Source organism: Pinirhizobacter soli, from assembly GCF_015905305.1.
Lineage (GTDB): Bacteria > Pseudomonadota > Gammaproteobacteria > Xanthomonadales > Rhodanobacteraceae > Pinirhizobacter > Pinirhizobacter soli.
On the sequence record NZ_JADZLQ010000003.1, the window covers coordinates 490960 to 517207 of the forward strand.

General features: G+C 63.6%; 19 protein-coding genes. 12 read left to right on the forward strand and 7 right to left on the reverse strand.

The genetic code is table 11. The features are described 5' to 3' along the window. Positions 1-17 precede the first annotated feature (17 nt). From modA to NDK18_RS15525, 3 genes are all read right to left on the reverse strand, one after another. Positions 18-758 (reverse strand): molybdate ABC transporter substrate-binding protein, encoded by a 741-nt coding sequence (gene modA, locus NDK18_RS15515; protein WP_250628441.1) that lies wholly within the window; start codon positions 756-758, stop codon positions 18-20. 86 nt (positions 759-844) lie between these two features. Beyond that, positions 845-2308 carry a MocR-like pyridoxine biosynthesis transcription factor PdxR gene (pdxR, locus tag NDK18_RS15520; RefSeq protein ID WP_250626322.1) on the reverse strand — a complete coding sequence of 488 codons (1464 nt, stop codon included), beginning with the start codon at positions 2306-2308 and terminating at the stop codon, positions 845-847. A 43-nt stretch (positions 2309-2351) separates the two neighbouring features. After that, positions 2352-5396: a TonB-dependent receptor gene (locus tag NDK18_RS15525; protein ID WP_250628288.1), complete on the reverse strand. Its 3045-nt coding sequence runs from the start codon at positions 5394-5396 to the stop codon at positions 2352-2354. A gap of 161 nt (positions 5397-5557) precedes the next feature. Here NDK18_RS15525 and NDK18_RS15530 point away from each other — a divergent pair, with 161 nt between their 5' ends. The 9 genes from NDK18_RS15530 (at position 5558) to NDK18_RS15570 (ending at position 13593) form a co-directional block, all read left to right on the forward strand. Next, positions 5558-6022, forward strand: a complete 465-nt coding sequence (locus tag NDK18_RS15530; protein ID WP_250626324.1) for a hypothetical protein — start codon at positions 5558-5560, stop codon at positions 6020-6022. 60 nt (positions 6023-6082) lie between these two features. Next, complete coding sequence (gene msrB, locus NDK18_RS15535; protein WP_250626325.1) at positions 6083-6490, forward strand: peptide-methionine (R)-S-oxide reductase MsrB; 408 nt, start codon at positions 6083-6085, stop codon at positions 6488-6490. 442 nt (positions 6491-6932) lie between these two features. Further along, positions 6933-8897 carry a S53 family peptidase gene (locus NDK18_RS15540; protein ID WP_250626326.1) on the forward strand — a complete coding sequence of 655 codons (1965 nt, stop codon included), beginning with the start codon at positions 6933-6935 and terminating at the stop codon, positions 8895-8897. A 123-nt stretch (positions 8898-9020) separates the two neighbouring features. Further along, positions 9021-9179 carry a hypothetical protein gene (locus NDK18_RS15545; RefSeq protein WP_250626327.1) on the forward strand — a complete coding sequence of 53 codons (159 nt, stop codon included), beginning with the start codon at positions 9021-9023 and terminating at the stop codon, positions 9177-9179. A 55-nt stretch (positions 9180-9234) separates the two neighbouring features. Further along, complete coding sequence (locus NDK18_RS15550) at positions 9235-9660, forward strand: response regulator transcription factor (RefSeq protein ID WP_250626328.1); 426 nt, start codon at positions 9235-9237, stop codon at positions 9658-9660. Positions 9661-9770: 110 nt separating this feature from the next. Further along, the gene (locus NDK18_RS15555; protein ID WP_250626329.1) at positions 9771-10301 is read left to right on the forward strand and encodes a DUF4199 domain-containing protein; all 531 of its coding nucleotides are present in this window, start codon (positions 9771-9773) and stop codon (positions 10299-10301) included. Between the two features lie 55 nt (positions 10302-10356). Continuing rightward, positions 10357-11466, forward strand: coding sequence for an alpha/beta hydrolase (locus NDK18_RS15560; RefSeq protein ID WP_250626330.1), 1110 nt, complete (start codon positions 10357-10359; stop codon positions 11464-11466). A 115-nt stretch (positions 11467-11581) separates the two neighbouring features. Continuing rightward, positions 11582-12826: a sensor histidine kinase gene (locus NDK18_RS15565; RefSeq protein WP_250626331.1), complete on the forward strand. Its 1245-nt coding sequence runs from the start codon at positions 11582-11584 to the stop codon at positions 12824-12826. Then, on the forward strand, positions 12823-13593 hold the full coding sequence (locus NDK18_RS15570) for a LytR/AlgR family response regulator transcription factor (RefSeq protein ID WP_250628289.1): 771 nt from the start codon (positions 12823-12825) through the stop codon (positions 13591-13593). The genes NDK18_RS15565 and NDK18_RS15570 overlap by 4 nt, the downstream gene beginning before the upstream one ends. Before the next feature lie 193 nt (positions 13594-13786). Here NDK18_RS15570 and NDK18_RS15575 read toward each other — a convergent pair whose 3' ends face one another. The 3 genes from NDK18_RS15575 to NDK18_RS15585 form a co-directional block, all read right to left on the reverse strand. Then, positions 13787-15178, reverse strand: a complete 1392-nt coding sequence (locus NDK18_RS15575; RefSeq protein ID WP_250628290.1) for an FAD-containing oxidoreductase — start codon at positions 15176-15178, stop codon at positions 13787-13789. After that, complete coding sequence (locus tag NDK18_RS15580) at positions 15171-15641, reverse strand: DUF4126 family protein (protein ID WP_250626334.1); 471 nt, start codon at positions 15639-15641, stop codon at positions 15171-15173. The genes NDK18_RS15575 and NDK18_RS15580 overlap by 8 nt, the downstream gene beginning before the upstream one ends. Before the next feature lie 71 nt (positions 15642-15712). After that, complete coding sequence (locus NDK18_RS15585; RefSeq protein ID WP_250628291.1) at positions 15713-17962, reverse strand: DUF5916 domain-containing protein; 2250 nt, start codon at positions 17960-17962, stop codon at positions 15713-15715. A gap of 143 nt (positions 17963-18105) precedes the next feature. Here NDK18_RS15585 and NDK18_RS15590 point away from each other — a divergent pair, with 143 nt between their 5' ends. The 3 genes from NDK18_RS15590 (at position 18106) to NDK18_RS15600 (ending at position 22550) form a co-directional block, all read left to right on the forward strand. Next, complete coding sequence (locus tag NDK18_RS15590) at positions 18106-19749, forward strand: multicopper oxidase family protein (protein ID WP_250628292.1); 1644 nt, start codon at positions 18106-18108, stop codon at positions 19747-19749. A 269-nt stretch (positions 19750-20018) separates the two neighbouring features. Further along, entirely contained in the window at positions 20019-22052 is a 2034-nt protein-coding gene (locus NDK18_RS15595) for an alkaline phosphatase family protein (RefSeq protein ID WP_250626337.1), read from the forward strand. Between the two features lie 75 nt (positions 22053-22127). Beyond that, complete coding sequence (locus NDK18_RS15600) at positions 22128-22550, forward strand: DUF3617 domain-containing protein (protein WP_250628293.1); 423 nt, start codon at positions 22128-22130, stop codon at positions 22548-22550. On the opposite strand, the gene NDK18_RS15605 is transcribed toward NDK18_RS15600, so the two are convergent. After that, positions 22547-26080 (reverse strand): patatin-like phospholipase family protein, encoded by a 3534-nt coding sequence (locus tag NDK18_RS15605; RefSeq protein WP_250628294.1) that lies wholly within the window; start codon positions 26078-26080, stop codon positions 22547-22549. The two genes, NDK18_RS15600 and NDK18_RS15605, sit on opposite strands and share 4 nt — an antisense overlap. Positions 26081-26248: the final 168 nt, after the last annotated feature.

Below are 26248 nucleotides of genomic sequence, written 5' to 3' on the forward strand. Positions count from 1 at the left end.
GTCCTTACGGCTGCAGACTACGGATGGTGGAAGCCGGCCTTGGCTAACAGGCCTTGGCCCTCCGGTGAAAGCACGAAGTCGGCAAAAGCCTGCGCTTGCGCCGGTTGCTTCGACTGCGCGACCACCGCCAGCGGGTAGATGATCGGCGTAGGTGTGGGAACGTGCATCGCCACGCGCACCTTGCCGGCGGCGACCGTGGCATCGGTGGCAAAGACGAACCCGGCGTCGACTTCGTCGCGTGCCACGTAATCCAAAGCCTGGCGCACGTTCTGCGCCAATACCGCTTTGGCCGAAACCGGTTCCCAGAGCTTTGCCGCTTCCAAGGCAGCCTTGGTGTAGCGGCCCACCGGTACCGAGGCCGGATCGCCGATGGCCACCTTGCCCACCTCGCTCGAGGTGAGGTCGTTGAGCGACGCGGGAGTGAATTTCCCGGCGGCGGGAACGATCAACACCAGCTCGTTGGCGGCGAAGTCGCGACGCGAGTCTTTCCGTACCAGGCCTTGCGCCTGCGCCTTGTCCATCGCGGTTTCATCGGCAGAGGCGAATACATCGGCAGGCGCGCCGTTGGCGATCTGCTGCAGCAGCACATCGGAGGCGGCGAAATTCAATACCACGTGGGTGCCAGGATGCTTGCTTTCATAGGCCTTGGCCACGGTGCCGAAGACGTTGGTGAGCGACGCGGCTGCCGAGACCACGATGTCGGTGGCGTGGGCCTGCACGGATAGCATCAGCAGGGCGGGAAGGGCGAGTCGGCGCAGGTTCATGGCGACAGTCACGGGTAGGTTGAGAGAAGGTTGTATAGCGCAAGGCGAGGGAGGTTTGCGTATCCGCCCAAGGCCCGTGTTCACAGGCCCAGCTCGCGCAGGCAACTGCCGAAGAGGCGCGTGGCCTCGCGTATCTCCGCGCATGACATGCCGGCGTAGCCGATCAGCAATCCCGGCCGCGGCGGCGGATCAAGGTAGAACGGCGCCATCGGATGCAGGCCAAGTCCGCGCGACGCGGCGTGCTCGATCAGTCGCTCGGCGTGTGCCTCGTCGATGCCATGGAACCAGCCCACGATATGCATGCCCGCCGGCGGATCGTAGAGCTCCAGCCGGTCGCCCACGTGCGTGCGCAGGCCATCGATCAGGGTGTCGCGGCGGAGCTTCAGGTCTTTTATTCCCGCACGGAGGAATCGCTCGAAACTGCCGTCGGCGATCAGCGCTGCCAGCGCCGCCTGTTCGATGGCGGGGCTGGCCATGTCGCTCAGCCATTTGGCGGCAAGGAAATCGTCCCGCAGGGCTGGCGGCACCACCATGTAGCCCAGCCGAAGCGAGGGAAACAGCACCTTGGAGAACGTCCCCACGTAGATCACCCGCGAGGCCTCGTCCAGCGCGCGCAGGGCGGCCAACGGGTGGCCATCGAAGCGCAACTCGCCGTCGTAGTCGTCCTCGAGGATCCAGCTGCCGTGTTTCTCGGCGTAGGCGATCAATTGAAGGCGGCGTGGCAACGACATCAGGCTGGCGCCGGGAAACTGGTGCGAAGGCGTCACGCATACCAGTCGCGCGGGCTCGGCGGGAAGCTCGTCGCAGACCATGCCATCTTCGTCGGTGCGCACGCCCACGATCTCCGCGCCATGGACGCGCATGATCTGGTACGAGGAGAAATAGTGCGGGTCTTCCAGGGCCACGCGGTCGCCTTCGTCCAGTAGAACGCGCGCGCACAGGGAATACGCCTGTTGGGCGCCATTGACGACGATCACATCGTCGGGGCTGGCCACCACGCCGCGCCGCCGTGCAAGGTAGTCGCAAATGCCTTCGCGAAGCGCCGGCAGCCCTTGCGTGCGCGGATAGTCGGTATCGGTATAGGCCGCGGCGTGCGCGATCTCCTTGCTCCAGCGTTCGGCCAGGCCCGGTTGCACCAGTGGCTCGGCGTATTGCAGGTTGTAACGCAGGCCGTAATGCCGCCTGCCTACCGCGCGGTCGATGCCTTCGCGCAGGCGCGCCACATAGCGCGAGGGCGGCGCCACTTCGCGTGCGGGCGGAACCTTTGATGCAGTGGGAACGACCTGTTGCGGAGCCACGAAACTCCCCGAACCCTGGCGGCTTTCAAGGAAACCCTCCGCCTGCAGCTGCTCGTAGGCCGCCAGCGCCGTGCTGCGCGACAGCCCAAGGCTCAAGGCCAGCTCGCGCGTGGGCGGCAGGCGTGTATGCGCCGGAAGGCGACCACAGCGGATCGCCTCCTTCAGTGCGCGTGTCAACTGCGCATGTCGCGGCCCGCGGCCGTCCAGCTCCAGGAACAATCCCCTACCCCAAGGTGGCCCGTTCACGTCGGACTGTCCTTCATTATGGGGTAGGGGGTCAATGTGCTTCCTATAACGAGAAGTCGTACATCATTGAGAATCGGAACGAGCGTGGCTGGCTGTAACTGACCGCCTGTCCATAGGCTGGTGCGTATGAAGTGGTGGAGCCGGTGTTGAACCGTTCGTTCATGTTCTGGATGACCTGGTGGTTGAAGACGTTGAACACATCGGCACGGAAGCCCAGCTTGTGATCGGCGAATGCAGGCCGCCAGGTGGAGCTCAAATCAAGGCGCCAGGTCCATGGCAGCCGTCCTTGCGATCCGCGTGGTGTGAACTCGTACTCCGGCGGGTTGGCATGGGCGAGGTTGCAATAGAAGAACGATGAGCCATACCCCGAGGCGATGTCGTTGCGATCGGGATCGATGCCCAGGCAATTCTTCGGCCGGCCGGAGGCCACGAAGAGGTTGGCGCCGAACAGCCATTCAGGGGTTGCCTGGAAGTAGCCGAATGCCTTGATCTGGTGCCGGCGGTCGTTGGGCAGCGGACCGTTGCTGCCGATCATCAGCTCCGGGAAGTCCCATGACTGCACCTGGGACACGTCGGCCTGTCCAAGGTCGGAAAGCAATTGCCCTTCGTCATTGCCGAAGCTGTGCGAAAGCGTGTAGTCGATGCGGCCGTACCAGCGGCCGTCGAAGGGGTGCTCCAGATACGTGTCCAGCGCGAGGTATTTGCGCTTGAGTTTTTGGTAGCCCAGGTCCTTGGCGCTGAGCTTGATGTCCTCGAGCGTGCCATTGCCGTCCACGTCGTAGTAGAACTCACCGCCCTGTCCGGGGTTGAACAGCGCGCAGATGAAGTTGTCGGTGTTGGAGGGGTCGTAGCCATTGCGCACCGCCCAGTTGGCGAAAGGACGCGGGTCGCAGAAATCGTCGATGGCGCTGCGCAGGTTGCGGTAGGTGGCCTTCGCACCGAAGTTCCATTCCTGCGACAGCTGCTTGTCGAAACCAAGGATGTATTCGTCCTGGTAATGGGAGCTGATGCCTTTCTTGGCCACGATATGCGGGTCGGGTGCCTCGCCGAACTCGTTGTTTGCCGATACCGGGCCCGGGCCCAGGGGAGTTAGGCCGGTAGGCACCCCGGTCACCGGGTCGAACCCGGTGTAGGCGAAGTACTCCTGCGTAATAAGGGAGCCTGATGCGCCGCGCACAGCCACATTGTTGGGAAGGGCAATGTGGTAACGCCCGGCGTTGGCATACACCTTGAACGTGGAGTCGCCGTACACGTCCCAGGTGGCGCCGAGCCTCGGGGCCAACTGATGACGCTGTTTTACATATGCTATGCCGTCGCTGTTGTAGTTGCTGAACTGCTCGTTGCGCAGGCCGATGGAAAGCAGGTAGCGGTCGCCGATCTGCCAGCGGTCCTCCACATACTGTGCCTGCTGCTTCACGGTGACATTGGCAAGCGTGGTGCTGTAGTTCTTCACCACATAGTCGCCATTGCCGCCCGGCGCACCGTTCACCCCAAGCGCGGGAAGGACCGGTGAATTCGGATCGTCCGAGTGGCTGTATACCCAGGCATAACCGCCGGGAATTTCGGCGCCGGTATCCGATCGAAGTACCTGGTTGTCGATGCCGGCCCGGAGATCGTGGCTGCCCAGGCGCCATTCCACGTCCAGGCGCCGCGCCAGCGTGCTGTCACGGGTAAAGGCATCGCTCACCGGGCCGCTTCCTGCCTGGCAGGAGCTCTTGATGATCTGGTCCGGCGGCACGGGGCGATTGTCCCCGATCGAAGGGCAGGTTGGATCGGAGCCGGAAATGAGGTTCACGTGCTGGCTGGTCTGCTTGCCAATCAGCGCCGTGACTGTAAGGTTGTCGGTGATGTAGCCGGTGTATTTGGCGATATGCGTGTCCGCGCCATTCTGGCCTGCAGGCCCCACCGTGGGGTCGTTCTTCAGGTTGGTGCGGCTTGCCCGTACGTCCGAATGGGTGAGCGTGGTGTAGTCGAAGGCATACGCGTCGCGCTGCTCATTGGTCTTGTCGGAAAAGCCCGTGAGCTCAAGGATATGGTTGTCGGTGATGTTCCAGTCGATCTTCGCCAACCATCGCGGCGTGCGGAATTCGCTTTCCCTGTAACCGCCGGCCGCGCCAATGGCCTGTACGTTCACATCGTGCGCGCGGGTCATCTCGGCCGTGGCGTAGACGAACAGGCGGTCTTCAACCAATGGTCCGCTGATGTAGGCGCCGTATTCGAATGTGTTGTCCTTGTTGTCGTTCTGGTAGCGGTTGAGCGTGCCGTCGATCGGCGTGCCGTTGTGCGGCACGTAAATATTGCGCGGCGAGGCCTCCAGCGCCTCGGGCGACCAGTACGCCGCCACGCCAGCCTTCCAGGTATTGCCGCCGCGTTTGGTGATGATGTTGATCACGCCGCCCGTGGAACGGCCGAACTCGGCGCCGTAGCCGCCGGTCAGCACCTGTTGCTGGTCGATCGCATCGTAGGGAAGTTGTGTCAGGCCGATCGAGGTGAGTGGATTGGTGACCGGGAAGCCGTTGATGTAATACGCGTTCTCCGATGCGGCGGAGCCGCCGAAGCTGATCACATTGCCATAGCGCGAATCGCCCGATACCACGCCCGGCGCCAACAGCGCGGTGGAGGTGACATCCCTGGCCACGGGAATTTTCTGCAACTGCTCGGAGGTAAGCACGGTACGTGAATCGGTGGTCGATACGTCGATTGCCGGAAGGGCGTTGGCCACCACTTGCACGCCCTCGAGCGTCTTGGCGCCAGCGGTGCCTTCGCCGCCGCCGAACGACACCTCGCTGCCCGAGCCGATGGTCACGTTGACGTTGTCGCGCGTGGCGACGTTTGCACCGCCTTGCACAAGGGTTACCGTGTAGCGGCCCACGGGAAGCGATGCGGCGCGATAGCGCCCGGAACTGTCGGCGGTGATGTCGCGGCTGAGGCCCGTGTCGACATTGGCGATGCGAACGGTGGTACCCGCTTGCGCCGGCACCTGTCCGAAGATCGTGCCCGAAGCATTGGACTGGGCGAAGGCATGCGGTGTTGCCAGTGCAAGGGCGAGCCCCAGCGCCAGCGCGCGGCGGCGGTTGTGTACGGACATGTTGGCGTTTCCCCAAGTCGGCTTTATGCCGTAGGGGTGGAACATCCTTCGCAACACCTTGCCAGTAAACGACCAATTTCTTGCGGCCGAAGCGAGCCAATTGGCTTGTGATCGAAGAAATTGGCCTGTAATTTTGTTTCAACGCAAACGGGGAGGGTGCGATGAATCGATGGCTTTTGGCGACGCTTGCCGCAGGTACGGTGGCCGCGATCGTCGAAATCGTGCCGGCGCTTCCCATCCAGCAATCGTTCGGCGTCACACCGATGCAGGTGTTTCAGTCGATCGCCAGCGGCATCGAGGGTCGCCCGGCGTTCGAGGGTGGCATGGGCAGTGCCGTGTTCGGCGCGGCATTGCACTGGGTGATCTCGTTGGTGTTCGCCGGTGTCTGGGTGGCTGCGGTGCAGCGTTCGGCCACGCTCTCGCGGCACTTCGCGTTGTGGGGCATCGTCTACGGGCTGCTGGTGTACGTGGTGATGAACTGGATGGTCCTGCCACTGTCGGCGGCGCCCTTCCAGACCACGCACGTGCCCTGGCGCATGGCGATGAGCATTTCCTTCCACCTGTTCCTGTTCGGCCTGCCCCTCGCCGTGGTGGCGCACTGGGTGCTGGGGCGTCTTCGCGGTTGAATAACCTGCCCTGCGCTATCACTTGGGGAGTTGATCCCTCCGGCCCCAAGGAGCAACGGCATGGCTACCGTACAGAAGACTTACCCCGTCACCCATACCGACGAGGAATGGCGCCGCCTTCTTACCCCCGAACAGTACATGGTGATGCGCGGCCACGGCACCGAGCGCCCAGGCAGCTGCGCTTTGCTGCACGAAGAGCGCGAGGGCAGCTTCACCTGCGCCGGTTGCGGCCAGGTGCTGTTCGCCTCGGGCAAGAAGTTCGAGAGCGGCACGGGCTGGCCGAGCTTCGACACCCCCGCTCCCGGCGCGGTGGACGAGGCCCGCGATACCAGCCACGGCATGATCCGCGTGGAAGTGAACTGCAGCCGCTGCGGCAGCCACCTGGGCCACGTTTTTCCGGATGGCCCGCCGCCGACTGGGCTTCGCTACTGCATCAACGGCGTGGCGCTCGACTTCAAGCCCGACTAAGGCGCCCGGCAAGCCCTCCGCCGAAAGACCTATTTTTCGACGTAAGTGGTTGATTTTCGTGTGAGGGGGCGAAAAATGAAAATAATCCCTCTCCACATTCTTTGTAAAACGCGCTAGCGTCAAAAAGTCGACGCTCTGCCGGGGGAAGGGGACGCGGGGTGTCGCCGGGAGGTTCCAAAGGTTTGGTAGTGCAACGCTATACGGCCTGGCCGAGGCGTCGCTGCCTGCGAATGGGGCTCGTAACGAGGGGTCACCAGACTTAAAGGTCGTGCAAGGGGTCTTCAGACGCAGTGCCTGCTCAGCCGCCTGGTAACGGGCGTCCGCACTGTCTTTCGACCCCTTATAAGCGGCGCTGGTACGGCGTGATTCCTTGTGCGGTGTTCATCGAGCAGGTTGAGGCGGCCTTTGCGCCAGCTTTCAATGCCTTCAAGGAAAAGTACCGATGAGCACCTATCTCCGCCGCACGCTGTTGGCAGCGTCCCTCACACTCGGCCTGGCCGGCTTTGCCGGCGTGACGCTTGCCGCCGATGCCTTGCCCGCCGTGGACAATGGCAAATCCGACACCAACCAGATGGGTTCGGTGACGGTCGCCCTGCGCTTGCGCAACCAGGACGCACTCGAAAAGTACATCCGCGACACCGTTACGCCCGGCAACAAGAATTTCCAAAAATTCCTCTCCACCGCGGACTTCGCCCACCAGTACGGCGCCAGTGACGCGGATCTCGCCACCGTGCAATCGTTCCTGAAGAAGAATGGCTTGCAGACCGAAGTGCTTGGCAACCGCATGGCCATCCGCGCCACCGGCAACCTGTCGCAGTTGAGCGCGACCTTCGGTACCTCCTTCCACGACTACACGTCGGTGGAAACCGGCCAGCGCTTCCGCAAGCCCGCTACTGCGGTGAAGCTGCCGACGGCCGTGGCGAACCTGGTGATCGCAACCACCGGCCTTTCCAGCCAGCATAAGTATGTTTCGCATCGTGTCAGGGCGGTTGGAGCCGCGCCGCCGCTGCCGAGCTTCAGTGCCAAGACGCTCGCTGCGAAGTCCGCGACGCCGGCCAAGGCCGCCTCGGGCAACCCCACGGCTTCGGGCGTGGAAGGCGAGTTCACCGTCGGTGACGTTGCCAACTTCTACAACATCAACCCGCTCTATAACCGCGGCATCACCGGCAAGGGCAGTACGGTCGCCATCGTGACGCTGTCGAACTTCTTCCCCGCCGACGCCCAGGCGTACTGGGATGGCATTGGCCTTAAGACCAAGAAGAACCGCATCACCCACGTGCTCGTGGATGGCGGCGGCGTATTCGACGACGGCAGCGGCGAGACATCGCTGGACGTGGAGCAGTCCGGTGGCCTCGCGCCCGATGCCAACATCATCGTGTACGACGCCCCGAATGCCGGCAACGGCTTCACCGATGCCTTCATCCAGGCGGTGGTGGACAACAAGGCCGAGAGCATCTCCACCAGCTGGGGCTCGCCTGAAATGTTCAACTTCGCCGCGCTGAACATCGACGGTGCCAGCGATACGGACACCACCGACGTTGGCGACTTGCAGCTCTTCCACCAGATCTTCATGGAAGCGGCGGCTCAGGGTCAGTCGGTATTCGCGGCCACCGGCGACTCGGGTGCGTACGACACCGTGCGCGGCCTGGGTACCGGTACCGGCCCTGGCGAATTCAGCGCCCCGTTGAGCGTGGATTCGCCGGCGTCGGATCCGTACATCACCGGCGCTGGCGGCACCACGCGTCCGTTCAAGTTTGCGTTCCTCGGCCCCGATGGCGTCACCCCGGGTCCGACTGCGCAGATCAAGAACGAAAGCGTCTGGGGGTGGGATTACATCCAGACCTACTTCCAGAAGAATTTCAATGAAGATATCGGCGTGTTCTCCGTGGGCGGCGGTGGCGGCGTGAGCGTGTATTGGCACGCGCCGTGGTACCAGCTGCTGACGCCGGGTGTGAAGACCAGCGAGAAGAACCAGGCCCTTACCTTCAACGACGTGGATGGTCCTTTCACCTACCTGAAACTGCCGGCCAAGTTCGCCGGCCGCAACCTGCCTGATATCTCGCTCAATGCGGATCCGGAGACCGGCTACATCGTGGTTTCCACCGTGGACGGCGGCGTGTCGGAAGGCAACGGCGGAACCAGCTTCGTGGCACCGCAGTTGAACGGCATCAGTGCACTGCTGCGGCAGAGCGCCGGCCATCGCATCGGCCTGTGGAATCCGCAGGTGTACGCGATGCACCTGGTGTTCGGCAGCGGCGCCCTGACGCCGTTCAACGACATCAAGGCGGGTGACAACTGGTTCTACGCCGGCAAGAGCGGCTACGAGCCGGGCGCCGGCATCGGCACCCTGAACGTGGCCAATTTCGACATCTACCTGCGTAGCGGCCTGTTCAACATCTTCCGTTGATCGCACCGCGCTGAAAGCCCGGCGCCGCTTCGGTGGCGCCGGGCTTTTTATGCAATGGTCACCGGGTGTGCACGGCGGCGGTCCTAGCGTCGGACTGGACATCAACCGACCAGAGGCAGCGCCATGGCCAATGAAAAGAATCGTCCGCCGGCCGTGCCCGGCCAGGACATCGAGAAGAAGGCGCGGCAGGAAGGCAAGCCTTTGCCCGAACCGAACAAGCCCAAGACGGGGCAACCGGGCGATGTCGGATCTAGCCCGGGGTCAAAGGGTGGCAAGCATTAGTCCATCCGCGCCGCACCCCTGATCAACACCACCCCAATGGCGCTAATCTCCCGCCATGAAGCGGGGCTTATGGAAATCGGTAGCGGCGTACGGCGCGGCCCTGGCGGCTGGGGCGCTTGCGCTGCAATGGCTTGAGTACGACCGCCTGGCCCGATCGCGACCGGGTGACATCTACCTTGCCCTTGTCGCCGTCGCCTTCCTGGCGCTCGGCGTCTTCCTTGGCGCGAGGCTTCTGGTCCGCCCGAAAGCGGCGCCGTTCGACGGCAATCCGCAGGCAGTGGCCTCGCTCGGTATCAGCCCGCGTGAGCTGATCGTGTTGAAGGAACTGGCGGCCGGCCATTCCAACAAGGAGATCGCCCGCCGGTTGGAGGTCTCGCCCAACACGATCAAGACGCACCTGGCGCGCCTTTACGAGAAACTGGGTGCGGTGCGGCGGACAGACGCCGTCAACCGGGCGCGTGAGCTCGGGCTCATTGCCTGACATGCCATGAAAATGGGGGATTTTCCGCCAATCACCCATTTGGGCGATGGATTTGCACCGTCGTCCCGGGCTCTGATGCGTCCCAAGACCAGACCCAAGGGGAGTTTCAAATGCTTCGAACTATCGTGATCTACGGCCTGATCGCAGGCTTCGTGGTCGGTGTGCCGATGTCCGTCATGACGCTCAGCATGAGCGGCCAGACGATGATGCATTACGGCATGCTGATCGGCTATCTGACGATGCTGATCGGCCTGAGTGCGGTTTTCCTCGCCATCAAGCGCCGGCGCGACGTGGACCTGGGGGGAGTGATCGGGTTCTGGCAGGCATTGGGACTGGGCCTTGGCATCAGTTTCGTCGCGGGGGTGATTTACGTGGTCTGCTGGGAGGCATCGTGCGCTATTGCCCACGTCGACTTCGCCGGTAGCTACGCCCGGGCCATGGTCGCCCAGCAGGAGGCGAAGGGTGTCTCCGGCGCGGCCCTCGCGCAGTTCAAGACCGAGATGGAACAGTTCAAGGTCCAGTACGCCAACCCGTTCTATCGCTGGCCAATGACGTTTGCCGAGATATTCCCCGTGGGAGTGATTGTCTCCCTGGTTTCGGCGGCGCTGCTTCGGAACCGTCGGTTCATGCCGGCGCGCTAGGGGCTGCATGCCCTGCTAGGCTTGAAGGCGGACATTTGCCGCAAGGGGAGCCTGCATGCGCATTCGGTCAGTCCTTTCAGGGCTATTGGGCCTGGCGGTAGCGGCCCATGCCTTCGCGGCGCAGCCGCCGTCGCCATCCTCCGCGGCGGCGCCAGCTTCGTCGACGGCGGCACCCGCCCCAGCCGCCGCGGATGGCGCCATTGCCTTCCCGGCCGCCTCCGTACCTTTCTCCTCGTACGCCTCCCCGGAGGCGTTGACCCGCTTCCGCCAGATACTGGTCGAGGGCAAGCAGGCACCGGATTTCTCCAAAGGCATCGAGCCTGCGCGCAAGTTCTACGACGCGATCAACGCCAACCGCGTGGAGCGGATGAAGAAGCTCTACAAGGTGAAATTGTCCACATCGGTGATCGCCGGCGTTGCCACCGATGTCGTGGAGCCTGCCGATGGCGTGGCGCGCGACAACAAGTATCGCGTGCTGATCAACCTCCACGGCGGTGGATTCCTCTGGGGCGCGCACAGCGGCGCCCTGGTCGAGGCGATTCCCGTGGCCGCCGTGGGCCGCATCAAGGTGATCAGCATCGATTATCGACAGGGTCCGGACCACACGTTCCCGGCCGCCAGCGACGATGTGGAAGCGGTATACAAGGAGCTTCTGAAAACCCACCCTGCCGCCAACATCGGCATCTACGGATGTTCGGCCGGCGGCATCCTTACCGGCGAGGTGGTGGCGCGATTGATCCACGATGGCATCAAGGTGCCAGGTGCCATCGGCATGTTCTGCAGTGCCATTGTCTCGTTGGCGGGCGATTCCTCTTACGTATCGCCGGTGCTCAGTGGTGATCCCATTGGCAAGGGGCCGGTATCGATCCACATCCTGCCGTACTTCGCCGGCGCCAATGAAACCGATCCCCTGGTGCTGCCAGCCAACGACCCGGCGATGCTGAAGAAATTCCCGCCGACCTTGCTGATCTCCGGCACCCGCGACTTCGCCATGAGCTCGCTGCTGCAAAGCCAGCGCCTGCTGACCCAGGCCGGCGTGGAGGTGGATCTGCACCTCTGGGATGGCATGTGGCACTCGTTCTTTTCAGACCCGGAGCTTCCGGAGTCGAAGGAGGCCTACGCCGTGATGGCGGCGTTCTTCGACAAGCACCTGGCCAAGAATTAGCCCCAACACAGTGTGCTGGCGCCCCCCAGCCCTTCATTCGTCGCAATGGCCTTGCGCCGCGGCGATGGGGGCGGGGAAGCTGGCCACGTCATCGCTACCAGGTCCGAAGAACGCCATGTCTGCCTTTTCCTTCGTCTTCCGCCATTTCATCGCCTGGGGCGTGGTTTTCGCCATTGCCGTCTCGATCCTGTCGAGCTTCGATTTCCTGCCTGGCTTCCTGGTGTCGGTTTTCATACTGGCCATGCTGGGTGCCTGGCTGCTGCAGATGGCGCGGGTGATCGTGCATGTGCGTCGCATCCGCCTGCTGCACCCGGGTGGTGGCCCACTGCCTTTGGCCATCCGCCAGCAGCGGACGATCGACCTGCCCGTGGGCGCCGAAGTGGCGTTCGGCATGCTCGAAGCTGCCGTGCGCGAACTGCCCCGGGCGAGGGTGACCGAGTCCGCTCGTGACAGCCTGCAGCTCTTCGCCACCGTGCCGCGCCGCTTCCGCGACCAGGGGGAGCATCACGTTCCGAATCCGCGCCATCGCCTGTCTGTCGATCACGTGAGCGCGCAGGTGGTAGGTGACGACGAGGCCTCTTCGATCCGCCTTCTTTGCGAACCGGCGACCGATCCATGGATGGACCTGCTGTTCGTCGACGACGGTGCGAACATCGACAATGCCGACTCCATCGCCCGCGCGCTGAACCGCCGGGTGCGCGAAAGCCGGCGGCAGGAACGCGAGGAGATGCGTGAAGTGCGCGCCACGCGCGAGCTGGCGCTGGCGCGGCTGAACCTGCTCAACGCCCAGGTGGAACCGCATTTCCTCTACAACACGCTGGCCAGTGCGCAGCTGCTCACCCGCTCATCGCCGGCCAAGGCCGACGAGATGCTGGGCAACCTGATCACCTACCTGCGCCGCTCGCTTCCGCAGGAAGGGAATTTCGTCGCGCCGCTGGCGCGCGAGGTGGAACGGGCGCGTTCATACCTTGAGATCATGAAGGTGCGGATGGGCGAGCGGCTCAACATCGAGATCGACGTACCGCCGGAACTGGAAGGCATCCGGCTGCCGGCGATGATGCTGCAGACCCTGGTGGAAAACGCCATCCGCCACGGCCTGGAACTGCGCGAGGCCGGCGGCACGGTGTGGATCAACGCCCGGGGCGGCAACGGCATGGGCCACATCACCATCAGCGTGGCCGACGATGGCGAGGGCTTGCGCGAGGACAGCTCGGGCACGGGCGTGGGTTTGCGCAATATCACCGAGCGCCTGGCCCTGACTTATGGCGCCGCGGCCAGCCTGCGCGTGACGGCGAATATTCCCCGTGGCGTCGTGGCAAGTATCGAGATCCCGCGTGAGATCCCGGCGGAGGACGCATGATGATCGACTGCATCGTTGCCGACGACGAAGAACTGCTGCGCGAGGCGCTGGTGGCACAGTTGCGCGAAGCCTGGCCTGCGCTGGAGATCCTGGCCACCGCCGACTCCGGTCCCGATGCGCTCGAGGCGATCGCCACGCACAAGCCTGCTTACGCGTTCCTGGATATCCGCATGCCTGGCATGACCGGGCTGGAAGTAGCGATGGCGCTTCCCGAGGTGAGCCCGGCCACCTTGCCCGTATTCGTCACCGCGTACGACCAGTACGCCGTGAATGCCTTCGAGGCCGGTGCGGTGGACTACCTGCTCAAGCCCGTCGAGCGCGAACGCCTGGATGCCACGGTGCGCCGGTTGCAGGGGCGCCACACGCCATCCATGGACGAGGCGCAGCGGCGTGGTGCGGTGCTCGATCAGTTGAATGCAGCCACCCCGGCCTCGGTGGTCTCGCCGCTGGTGTGGATCACCGCCAGCGCGGGCCGCGAGACCAAACTGATCATGGTCAGCGATGTGGTCTGCTTCCGCGCCAACCACAAGTACACCACCGTGGTGACGGCGCAGGGCGACGCGGTGATCCGTACCTCGATCCGGGAATTGCTCGACCGGCTCGATCCGCGGCTGTTCCGCCAGGTGCATCGCTCGACCATCGTGAACCTGGCCCAGGTGGTCTCGGTAATCCGCCACGACGCAGGCAATGGGTCGCTACGTCTGAAGGGGCGCGAGGAAACCCTGCCCGTGAGCCAGGGCTACATGTCGCTGTTCCGCCAGATGTAGCGTGTGGTGGCTTTCGCGGGGAGGCGTCGGGTGGCATTTTTCGTCACTAAGTCCTCGTCGGGCTTCGCCCTCCTGCGGAAGCGTTCCGAAAAAAGCCACCCGACGCCTCCCTCCGGCCGCCACGGTGGGTTGTGGGGAAGAGCGATCGGCACCCATGCCTGTAGTGAGGGCGATCACTGCCCCCTCCCACTCCTCACCCCAGAGGTCTCAGCCCCAACGCCACCGTAGGCCAGAGCTCGGAAACGGTGGGATGGATGGGGACGGCCCAGCGCAGGTCATCGACGGTGCGGCTGGAGCTCATCATGTCCAGTACGCCATGGATGGCTTCGTCGCCGCCGATGCCCAGGATCGCCGCACCAAGGATCAGGCGCGTCTTCGCATCGGCAATGAGCTTCATCATGCCGGTGGTCTCGCCCATTTCCGTGGCGCGGCCCACCCGTGACATCGGCCGCACCGATACAAGCACGTCGTGGCCTGCCTGACGCGCCTGCGCTTCGTTCATGCCGACGCGGCCCAGTGGCGGATCCACGTACAGCGCGTAGCCAGGGATGCGTTGCGACAGGCGGCGGCTGTCGCCATCGAGCAGGTTCGCCGCGACGATCTCGAAATCGTTGTATGCGGTATGAGTGAATGCGCCGCGGCCATTGCAGTCGCCCAGCGCCCAGATGCCCGGGACATTGGTGGCGAGCGTGTCGTCCACCTCGATGTAGCCACGATCGTTCACGCGGATGCCGGCGGCATCCAGGCCCAGATCGTCGGTGTTCGGACGTCGTCCGGTGGCCAGCAATACATGACTGGCCAGGATGTCCGGGGCGCCCTCGGTGCAATCCACCCGGGCCGAGATGCCTTCGGCATGGGGCTTCAAGGCGATGCAGTTGGCGTTGGTCCGTACGGTGATGCCTTCGGCCTGCAGCATCTGTCTGATCGCATCGCAGATGTCGGCGTCTTCGCGGGGCAACAGGTACGGCTGCCGCTCGATCACCGTTACTTCGCTGCCGAAGCGGCGGAACATCTGGGCGAACTCAAGCCCGATGTAGCTGCCGCCGACGATGGCCAGGTGCCGGGGCAATGTTTCCAGCTGCAGGATCGAGACATTGGTGAGGTACTGGATGTCTTCCACCCCGGGAAAGTCCGGGATCGCGGCGCGGCCTCCCACATTGAGGAATATCTGTGGCGCACGGATGCGGCGGCCGTCGACGGTAAGCGTATCCCTGGAGACAAACCTTGCATGGCCGCGGATCAGCTCGACGCCTTCGGTATTGCCGAGCCACGTTTCATTCCCCGTTCGCGCCTTGTCGGTCACCGCATGCGCGCGGGCCATTGCCACGGGCAGGCGGAAGGGGCCCGGTGAACCCACCTCTACGCCGTATTCGGAGGCGCGCGCCACCTGGCGCGCCACCCGCGCACTGGCAACCAGGGTCTTGGTGGGCATGCAGCCGGTGTTGACGCAGGTGCCACCCACCAGCTTTCTTTCAACGATCGCCACGCGCTTGCCGGCCTGGGCCAGGCGCACGGCCAGCGAGGGGCCGGCTTGGCCGGCCCCTACGACGATGGCGTCGAAGTCTTGCGTGGAAGACTCAGCCATGGCCGAGGCAGCAGACGATGGCAAGGCCGCCACCGATGGCGACGAGGTCTTCGATGATCGCGGCGGGGCGATCGCTGCCGAAGGCCCGGGCCATGCCGGCGCGCGCCGCGGCGCCGCCCAGCGTACCGATGACTGCGCCGACCACGCCGGCGATCAAGCCTGCCCACAGCACGCCGGCGGCAAGTCCCAGGGCCGCGCCGCAATAGCCGCCTACGATCACGCGGGTGGCGAACTGCACGGGTACCTTGCGGCTGGGTGTGGTCGGCAACTGGTCGGTGAACAGCTCGCCCATGGCCAATAGGGTGAAGATCCACGGCGTCCACTTCCAACCCATGAAGGCCAGCGCGGTGCCGTCGAGGTGAACCCAGCCCAATTGCGCGGCCCAGGCCAGCACGGCGGGCGCGGTCATGGCCCGGAGGCCTGCGACGATGCCCAGGAGCAGGGCGGCGATGATCACGATCATGGCGTTTCCTCGCGGCTATGTTGTCGTTGCAGTCTACATGCCGGCGCGGAGCCTTAGGATCCTCCAATTGGTCAGAATTCCAGCCGGTAGGTCACCTTCACCAGCGCCTGTTCAACCTGGCGCAGGTCGAAGCTGTGGCGGAAATTCCCGCTGGCGTCGGTAGTGGCCGGATCATCGTCATAGCCGCCGCGGTTGTAGACGATGTAGAGGTCCGACAGCGGTGCGAACTCGTAGCGGTAGCGAATCTGGAAGCCCAGGTTACGCACGCCGAAGTCGGATACCGGCTCATCGGAGGGAATCCTGCCGCCGTCGGGCGTCACTTCATAGGCCTGGCGAAGGTGCGCGCCCACGCCCAGCGCCTGCAATCTCATGCGCAGTTCCTGGTTGCCGCCGAAGTTCAGATTGATGCCCGAGTCCAGGCCGATGGTGCGGCCGTCGAAGGCGCCCACCAGGTTGCCATCTCCCTTGTCCTTGCCCTGCCAGATCGTCCAGTACGGGTCCGACTCATAGCTGGCGCCGGTAAAGAAGCTCAGTGCGTCGTTCACATAGAACGTGGGGGTGAACTTGAACATGTAGCCCAGCCGGTGCGCGCCGGTAATCGGGTTGCCGGTAATTTCGCCCTTCGATTCGAAGCTCCAGTTACCCACGCGCGGGCGGGTCCGCTGGTACATCAACGTGACGTTGGGCGGAAGCCGCATCGGGTTGCCACCGCGGGTGAGGATGTCGTCATAGGCCGCGGCGTCGATGTTCAACTGCCAGATCTCCTCGCCGCCATCGCGGCGGAGGCTGTCGCGGATGATGCGCAGCTGGCGTTCGATGTTCAGCCCCTGGGTGTTGTCCGAGGCGATGATGCGGTAGTGCCAGGTGTGCGAGGAGTACGCCGAATCGGCGGGCAGGCCGGTGATCCGCTGCCTCACTTCATAGTGCAGGTAGCCGAACGCGTTGCGCGGCAGGTAACCGAGGTCGTTGAGCTCAAGGTGGTTGCCGAAGTACATGCCCAGCCATTGCTGGCTCCATACCGGGGTCATCTCGTAGTCGGCCACGGTGGTGGCGCCCAGCCCCGAGGATCCCTTCCCCGGCTCGTCGATCTTGCTGCCCACGATATTGCTGGTGATCGAGAAATGATCGGTGGGCTTCCAGCGATGGTCGATGCCCAGCACGTTGGCCTCGCGGTCATCGTATGGGTCGCTCACGTGGGTTGCCAGCATGCCAAGGCTCTGGTCGCCGTAGTCCTGCAGCAGGCGCAACGCACCGAAGGTACGCCCTTCGTCGCCCTTCTCCTGCGCGGCGAACACACCGTAGCTGGTGCTGCCCAGGCTGCCATTGAGCTTCACGGCGCCGGCGATGTCCGCAGGTCCGGTGCCGTCGGGCTTCAGGCCACCCACGCGGCGCGTGTACACCAGCTGGGTGTAGTCCTCGAGCATGCTGAAGTCGAAGATGCCCTGGTTCTCGGTGAAGAACGGCCGCTTATCGGTGAAGAAGGTCTCTTCGGGGGTGAAATTCACCACCAGGTCGTCGCTCTCCACCTGGCCGAAGTCTGGGTTGATGGTGGCGGTGAGCTGGGTTTGGCCATTGGGCTTCCAAACCACGTCCGCGCTCTGCTGGAACGAGGTGCCGCCGTGGACGCGGTCGTTGGTGGCCACCAGATAGGGCGTTACCGCGAACAACGACTGCGAATAGGCCGGCAATTCGACCTTGGCGAAGTCCGACAGGAACCTGGGCCGGTCCACGCTTGCGGTGGGCCACGCCATGCGCTCGCCGCTATAGGCGACCACGCGGTCCAGGTACAGGCCGATCGTGCGGGTGCCGGTGGATACCGAGCGCATCGGCGCGATGTACCAGGGAATGAGCACCTCCACCGACCAGCCGTCGGCGTCCTGCGTGGTGGCACTGTCCCAGCGGCCGTCCCAGTCGTAGCTGAAGGTATTCTCGCCGGTGATGATTTCATCGGCGACACCGCCGGTCGATGTCACCTCGAAGTCATAGCCGGTGCGGCCATCGCCGTTGAAATCGATCATCACGTTGATGCGATCGACCAGGGCTTCCTCGTCCCTGCGTGTGTGCTGCGTGGTGCGCGGCACGCCGGCCGGCTGGGTGGCGCGGATGGCGATCGCCAGGCCCTTGGGCGTGGACATGATCCAGGCTTCGGTGGGCAGGCTGCCGGGGTTTCGGGTCAGTGGCTGCGTATCGCGAAAGTCGGTGATGTGGCGGGCACCGGCCCATTCGGCGGGATCGATGTGGCCATCGATCTGGATATCCGTGGCGGCGGCGGTTCCGACCGCCAGAAGCAGCACGATGAGAACGAAAAGGCGGAAGAACATGCGGCATCCATGGGGAAAACTCCTGCCATAGGATGAGCGCCGCGCGTAAAAGGTTACGCATGACTGATGACCTAGATTGCAATGTCCTTGTCATTTGGGCGACCTACGGTGGTCTGCTCGACAGGCAATGAACGATATTCCCCATGGATAATTCCCGACGCCGTTTCCTGGGCGTCGCCGGCGGACTCGCCGGTGCATGCGTTTTCGTCGATGCATTCCGCATGGCCCAGGCGATGGATATGCCGATGGCCATGCCGATGAAGCAACGGATGGCCATGCCGGCCCTGGCCGCGCCGAACGTGCCGCTGGTGAACCCGGTGACCATGGCCAGGTTCGTCGATGCCTTGCCGGTGCCGCCCATCGCCGTGCCCACGGGCAAGCACACCCACCCCGCGTTCGGAGGCCGGCAGTTGCCGTTCTACCGCATGCCGATGCGGGCATTCAGTGCCAAGGTGCACCGGGACCTGCCGCCGACACCACAGTGGGGTTACGCAGGGTCCACACCCGGGCCCACCATCGTCACCCGCCGCGGCGAGCCGGTACTGGTGGAATGGGCCAACGAGCTTCCCACCCGGCATTTCCTGCCCATCGACCACGGTATTCATGGTGCAGAGAAATCAAAACCCGACGTCCGCACCATCACCCACGTGCACGGCGCGCGTGTTTCCGCGCCGAACGACGGCTGGCCTGAAGACTGGTACGTGCCGGGCAAGTCATTGACCGCCCTCTACCCGGGCGATCAGGACGCCACCACTTTGTGGTATCACGATCACGCCATGGGCATCACGCGGCTGAACATCTACGCGGGCCTCTTCGGCAGCTTTCATGTGCACGACGACGACGAGGAAGCCTTAGGGCTGCCCTCGGGCGAGTTCGACATTCCGCTGATGCTCTACGACCGCCTGCTCGCCAAGAGCGGCAAGCTTTATTACCCGGTATCGGAAGATCCCGAGGCGCCCTGGGTGTCCGAATGCCGCGGCGACGCGGTGTTGTGCAACGGCAAGCTATATCCCTATCTTGAAGTGGAGCCGCGCCGCTATCGCTTGCGGCTGATCAATGCTGCCAATACCAGCTTCTTCAATCTGTCGCTGTCACACGGCAAGCCGTTCCAGCAGGTCGGCAGCGACCAGGGGCTCTTGTCCGCCCCGACCGATCGTCTGAGTATCGAACTTTACCCAGCCGAACGCGCCGAGGTGATCGTCGACTTCAGCGCTTACGCAGGCCAGTCGGTGCAGCTACGCCAGCAGGCCGATGGCATCGTGGAGTTCCGCGTTCGTGCCAAGGGTCGCCGCGATACCTCGGTGGTGCCGGCCGCGTTGCGCCCCGTCCAGCGCATCGATCCATCCACGGCTGTGCAGGATCGCGTGCTTGCCCTGGGCGAACAGGACGATTCGGGCGGCAATCCGATGACGATGTTGCTCGATGGCAAGATGTGGAGCGATCCCATCAGCGAAAAACCGAAGAAGGGCACGGTTGAAACCTGGACGTTCGTCAACGTGACGGGCGACGCGCACCCCATCCACCTGCACCTTGTGCGTTTCCAGGTCGTCGAGCGTCGCCCGTTCGATCTCTACGCATGGAACGCCCGCAAGGAATTGAAGTTCACCGGACCTTCAATACCACCGGCCGCGCACGAAGCCGGCTGGAAAGATACCGTGCGCTGCGACCCCGGCATGGTCACCCGCATCATCACGCGCTTCGACGGCGAGCCAGGCAAATACGTCTGGCACTGCCACTACCTCGAGCACGAAGACAACGAAATGATGCGCCCCTACGAACTCGTCTGAGCCTTCCGAACCCCACTAGGGGTCAGAGTCATAGTGCGCGCGCGGTGTGCGCTATGACTCTGACCCCTAGTGGGTTTTTTGTTGCGGTGGTAACGATTGTTCGCAATTTCTTGCGTTGACACGTGAACGTCATCACGTCCTCACGCATTGTCGCGTGAGTGCCAACGATTCGTCATGTGCGAGGTAGAAGCTCACGGCGGTCGACAGGGCACCCACAACCTTTGTCGACAAGAATCAGGGGGAAGACTTCCAGTAGGGAGAGATTCACAATGGTTACATCGTTGCGCCGCACGCGGCTTTTGCCGCTGTTGATCGGTGCGCTTTCCGTCGGCCTCGCCGGCGTCGTCAGCGCCCAAGACACCACGCCCGACCACGACGCACAGTTCCGCCAGAATGTGCCCGTGGCTCCCTTCAAGAACCACGTTGGCCTTCCCGGCGGCGTCGTCGTATTGCACAAGCCGGGCCAGGGCCAGGACAACAGCGGTAACACCGCTACCCCGATCAAGCACGTGATCCTGCTGATCGGTGAAAACCGCACGTTCGACCACGTCTATGGCACGTACACCCCGCCGAAGGGGCAGTCGGTGGACAACCTGTTGTCCAAGGGCATCGTCAATGCCGACGGTACACCGGGCCCGAACGTGGACCTCGCCACGCAGTTCATGGCCTCGAGCACCGGCAAGTTCGACATGTCGCCGAAGAAGGCCGGCAAGTACAAGACGCTTCCGCAGATGAACACCGGTGGCGCACCCACCGCGGCACCGTTCGCTTCAGCGGCGCAGGCGGAGGCCATCGAGCCCGCACTGCCTACGGGCACCTACGACATGCTCGCTGCCGGCGGCACTGGCCTCCCGAACGGCGTGGTCGATACCCGTTTCCCGGCCAAGCTTCCCAACGCGCCGGTCGACATGCATGCATCGATCAGCTACGACGCCTACGCCAACAGCCCCGTGCATCGCTTCTTCCAGATGTGGCAGCAGCTCGATTGCGACACCAAGGTCGCCACCGCCGCCAACCCCAGCGGCTGTCGCAACGATCTGTTCCCGTGGGTTGAAACCACCATGGGCGCGGGTAACAACGGCGCTCCGCTGCCGGCGAACTTCACCGACGAAAGCACCGGTGAAGGCTCCACCGCCATGCAGTTCCTGAACATGGCCCAGGGCGATGCACCTTACTTCAAGAAGCTGGCCCAGAAGTATGCGTTGAGCGACAACTTCCACCAGTCGGTGATGGGCGGCACCGGTGCCAACCACATCATGCTGGGCTTCGGTAACCTGATCTACTACGCCGACGCCAACGGCAATCCCGCCACGCCGCCGGAAAACCAGATCGAGAATCCTGACTCACAGTTCGGCACCAACAACTGGTGGGTGCAGGACGGCTACGGTGGTGGTTCGTACGTCAATTGCGCTGACGAAAGCCAGCCGGGCGTGAAGCAGATCAAGAACTACCTGCGCTCACTGCCGTACCTGACGTTCAAGGGTGCCGACTGCAAGGCCAAGGCCTACTATCTGGTGAACAACTACAACCCGGGTTACCTGGGTGACGGCACGCCGGCCCCGCTGGGCGCCGACCAATTCACCATCCCGCCGACCACGCAGGAAAACCTGGCGCTGCTTCTGGAGAAGCACCACGTTTCCTGGAAGTACTACGGTGAAGGCTTCGATACCGGCAAGGAAGACGGCGAGGCCGGTACCTTCTGCAACATCTGCGATCCGTTCCTGTACTCCACCCAGGTCATGACCAACCCGGAACTGCGGGCCAAGAACCAGGACATCAACGACCTGTACAACGACATCCAGAACAACACGCTGCCGGCGGTATCCATCGCCAAGCCGGACGCCATCCTCGATGGCCACCCGGCTTCGTCGAAGCTGGACCTGTTCGAAGGCTACGTGCGCAAGATCGTGGAAATGGCCGAAGCCAACCCGAAGGTGTGGGACGACACCGTGATCATGGTGACCTTCGATGAAGGTGGCGGCTACTACGATTCGGGCTACATCCAGCCGATCGACTTCTTCGGCGACGGCACGCGCATCCCGCTGCTGGTGGTGTCGAAGTACTCCCTCGGCGGCAAGGTCGTGCACACGTACTACGACCATGTCTCGTTCGACAAATTCGTCGAGGCCAACTGGAACCTGAAGGACCAGATCTCCGGCCGCAGCCGCGACAACCTGCCTAACCCGGTGGCGTTCAAGAAGAACCCGTATGTACCGGTGAACGCACCGGCCATCGGCAACCTCATGGACATGTTCAACTTCACCAAGAAGGATGTCAGCGACACCACCGCGATCGTCGACTGATCGCTTAGGGTTCGCTCGATACCGACCCTGCCCGCGCAAGCGGGCAGGGTTTTCGTGTTTGCAAGGAGTCCAATGATGATGAAGCTGTTCCTCCCCGCCGCATGCGTGCTCACCATGGCCGCGGCCATGCCTGTCCACGCGGATCCCGGTGACTTCGGCGCCATGCCAGGGCTATGGAAGATCCAGGTGCGGCACGTGGCCAACGGCAAGGTGGGTGCACCACAAGTGCAATGGCATTGCGTGGATGAAGGCGCCGATCCGTGGACCACGTTCGCTGCGTGGACGCCGGCGGAGGGCGAATGCACGGCCACCGACCAGCATCGCCGCAGCACGTCGCTGGCATGGAAGCTCAGCTGCAAGGCGGCTCCTGCAGCCACCGCGCATGTGGATTTCGACAGCGCCAAGCACTACACCGGCAGCGTCACGGTCGAAGGCCGAGGCGAGATTACCCAGGTGGAGGGTGACCGTTACGCCGCCTGCACCAGTCCACAAGACTAAGAGCGAGGCGGCGGCAGCCACAACTCCAGCGTGTTGGGCGCGCTTTCCGCCCATGAGGGTAAAGGCACCGCCTGTGCAGCGCCCGGCGATGCCGGGATGGGATGCGTGGTGATCCAGGCCGCCAATTTCTGCGCGCAGTCCTTGCCCTCCGGTCCATACAGGATGGTGGGCGAGCGCCAGCGATAGGGCGCGCGGCGATTCTTCTGTGCAGCCGTTGCCGTGACGTTCTCGATGTCGGTAGCAGAGATGCCGTTGGTCCTGGCAAGGCCCAGCAGCTGGTTGACGGGGTCGCGCTGCGACTCGTCATAGATCTGCGTGTACATCACGAATGCAGGTTGGCCGGCAGGGCGGCAGGCGGCCAGCACGGCTTGCGTAGTCGGGTCGACCTGCGCCGGGGCCTTTGCCTTTGTGGCGAAAACGATCGGCGGCTTCACTGCCTGTGCCGTCACAACCGCGGTCGAGGAGGCAGACCCTGGCACCACGCCAGGCGGCGACGTTGTCGCGGTGACCGGTGGCGGTGGCGATACGGAGGCAGACGGCGTCGGATTCACAGCCGCCGTTCCGCTGACGACCTTGCTGCGGTAGCGCCGCGTCACATACTCCACCAGCGCTCGTTCCCATGTCCCTGGCGTGCGTTCGTGCCACGCCACATACCCAACCATGTAACGGTCCCATGGCGTGGACTCACGACCTCCGCTGGCAAGGAAGAACATGTTGCCTTCGCATGTCTCGTGTGCTGCACCGTCGGTCGTGGCGCCACATAGAGGCTCCAACAGTTGCGAGAGATCCTGCATGACCTGGGTCTGTTTATCGCTCAATGTCAATCCGTCGATCGACGAGGCGAACATGCTGAGGCTGGCGTCGGCATCTTCGTTGAAGGGTGCCTTCTTCTGTGCGGCCTCGTACAAGTATTCGCGTAACAGTCGGGACTCGCTGTTGAAGTTCGATTGCCACTGGACCTGCTGATCCCTGTGGTCGCCCCATGCCTGCCATCCGGCGATAGCGCCGGTGGCGATGGCGCCGATGCCCAGTGACGCACCCACCGTGGTGGCGATGCGCTTGCTGCGGGGCCGGTCGGCTACGGGAGCCGTCATACTGGCCATGTCGGTGCCCATCACGGTTCCCTTGTCGGCCCACGATGGAAGCTGGTCGAGGAAAGCCTCGGTGATGGGCGCGCCAAGGATGGTGCCCAGGGCGCAGTAGCTCTCCCATTCGGACTCGCTAAAAAATTGGTTGCTGGTGCTTTGTTGCGGGAAATCGACTTCGCGCCCCGCGTAGCCGGCAACGTCCAGCGGCATGTCCGGGCTCCTGCGGGGTTTAACGATCAACAGCGCGCCGGACGGCCCTTTGTCGTAGCTGATGCGGGCGAGAAGGAAATGCTGCGGACCATCTTCGGGAACGATGGTGTCAGGCGTGCCGAACCAACCCGCCTGCGCACCGGCAAGGGTAACCAGGCTTGCCGGGTCAATGAACTCGATGGTCGCGTCGTAGTCGATGCGTGCCTTGCGCACCAGGTTTTCGACATCGGCGAAAAGGTACCCCGGGTCCGCACCGCAATCGGCCAGCACGATTAGCCGCAGCTTCCGCTTCAGCAAGGCATAGACGCCGGTATTGTCGAAGTGGCCGCCGTCGGAAAGGTACCAATCGTTATTCCGCAGGCCTGGAAAGCGGGCGAACATCTCTTGCAGCAACGCCCGGTACTTGGACAGGAACGTCGGGCCCTTCGGTGCACCGTTGAGAAGGTTTCCCTGCCAGTAGCCAAGCCGCAGGCCCGTAAGGAAACTTAGCGCGGCCACGCCAGGCCGCGTCATCGAACCCATGCCCGAACCGATCGCCGCGCCAGACACGGCCACCCATTCGGCGAGCGTGGTGCGCGAAAGCCATCCGCCGGATCCGGGCACCGGTCCGTGCGTGCCGGTTTCCACGCCCAGCGAACTCACCGTCAGGTAAATGCCGTTGCGATCGGCATTGAAGTTGCCGGTGCGGTCGTCCACGGTCTGGTTGATGCAGCAGTTCACCAGGTGCACCGGGCCGCCGTATTGATGCGGGTGGTAGGCGGACATGCAGATGTCGTCGCCTTTGACCAGGCGGGTGACGCCAGTCGTGTCCTGCGTGTCCTGCCTGGTGTTTTCCTTTAGCGGGGAAACCTTGAACCGCGCCGGTTCGTCGGTGGCTGCGCGATCTAACTCGAGGTCCGAATCCCCTTCCGGGCAATTGCCCACCGAAACATAGGCGCGCGCCAGCCGCGAACGATAGAAGAAGTGCAGTGACGACCGATTCAACTGCTGCAGTAGCCGTCCATTGAGCACGATGTAAGCGGCGCTTGCCACTGCCACGGCAAGCCAGCGCAACCAGGCATCGTGCAATAGCGCGGCAAAACCGTTGTCCTGCTCGGGGAAGATGATGGCCTGGAATATCGTCAACCAGAAAATGGCAACCCCGACCACAAGCACGAGCCCGGTGATGTTGGCGATCATGGCCCAGGGCAGGTTGGAGATCTTGCCGCCTTCCTTGGTCTTGAGCATGGGCATGATCATGCGTGCCAGGACCAACACGATGGTGGCGGCGCCCACGCCGAAGGCAACGCGGCCATTGGCCTGCGAATGGCCAGGCTCAAGCAGCGAACGCATGTACCAGCTCACCATGTCCAGGGCGCCGAAGGCGAAGGTCAAGGCGACCAGCCGGAGACTGTTGCTCAGCCCCGTGGTGTAGCGAACGCGGTTGCTGTCTTCGGGGAATCCCCTGGCGCCACTGATACGCGCGGCCAACCAGGCGATCGGCGAGGGCAGGAGGGCAAGTGCACCCACGCCCAGCAATACCGCATCGAACGTTCCCTTGCTGTTGCAGGCGTGGATCGCAAGGTAGATGCCGACCGCCGTGGCGAGGATGGCAGTGGCCGCCCCCACACCGCTTTCCTTGCCCAGGAACCAATAGGCGTAACACATGGTGATCCCGCAGGCTGCGGGGATGGGAAGCAGGTACCACCAAATGCTTACGTGCAACGGCAGCGTGCAGAACGCTGCGAACAGCGACCAGCCAAGATGGGGAAGCGTGATCACGCTGGCGAACAGCACCATCAGCACCATCACTTCCACCTGGGTGGCCAGGAAGCCCCGCAGTTGGCCTGCCAGTGCCTGCAACAAGTCCGCGGCCCCGGCCGGCGCGAGGAACCGACCATTGTTGCGAAGCCACCACAGCACGAGCGACCCATCCCGAGCCAAGCCTTCTTCAACGGCTTCAGGCTTTACATCCTTGTGAAAAAGCCGGCCCAGCATCGAGCCGATATAGCCGCCGCCGGAAACGGTGGAAAGGTAATCGAAGCGATGCAGCACGCCATTCCTGGCCAGCGCCCTGATGAGGCCCAGGCAGAAAGTGGCACTGCGGATACCACCGCCGGAAAGCGCAAGGCCGATTCGGGGCGCATCTTGCGGCACATTCGCACGTGTGCGCCTGGCCTTGATCACGACATCTTCGTCAATCGGCGCGGGTTTCGAAGGCGCTTCAGCAGCGGCGGGGTTCGGGTCGGTCATGCTTGTTTCCCTGCACGAAACACGCTTCGCCACGCGCCAAAGCGCGTTCGATGAAGGTGTTTTCTCCCCTGGTCCCTATCTTTTAAAGCCGTGCCCGCAAGCGCACAAGTTGCGCATGTGGCCTAGGCATTGCCGGCACTGATCGGCCATGTGTTGTAGGGGAGCCGT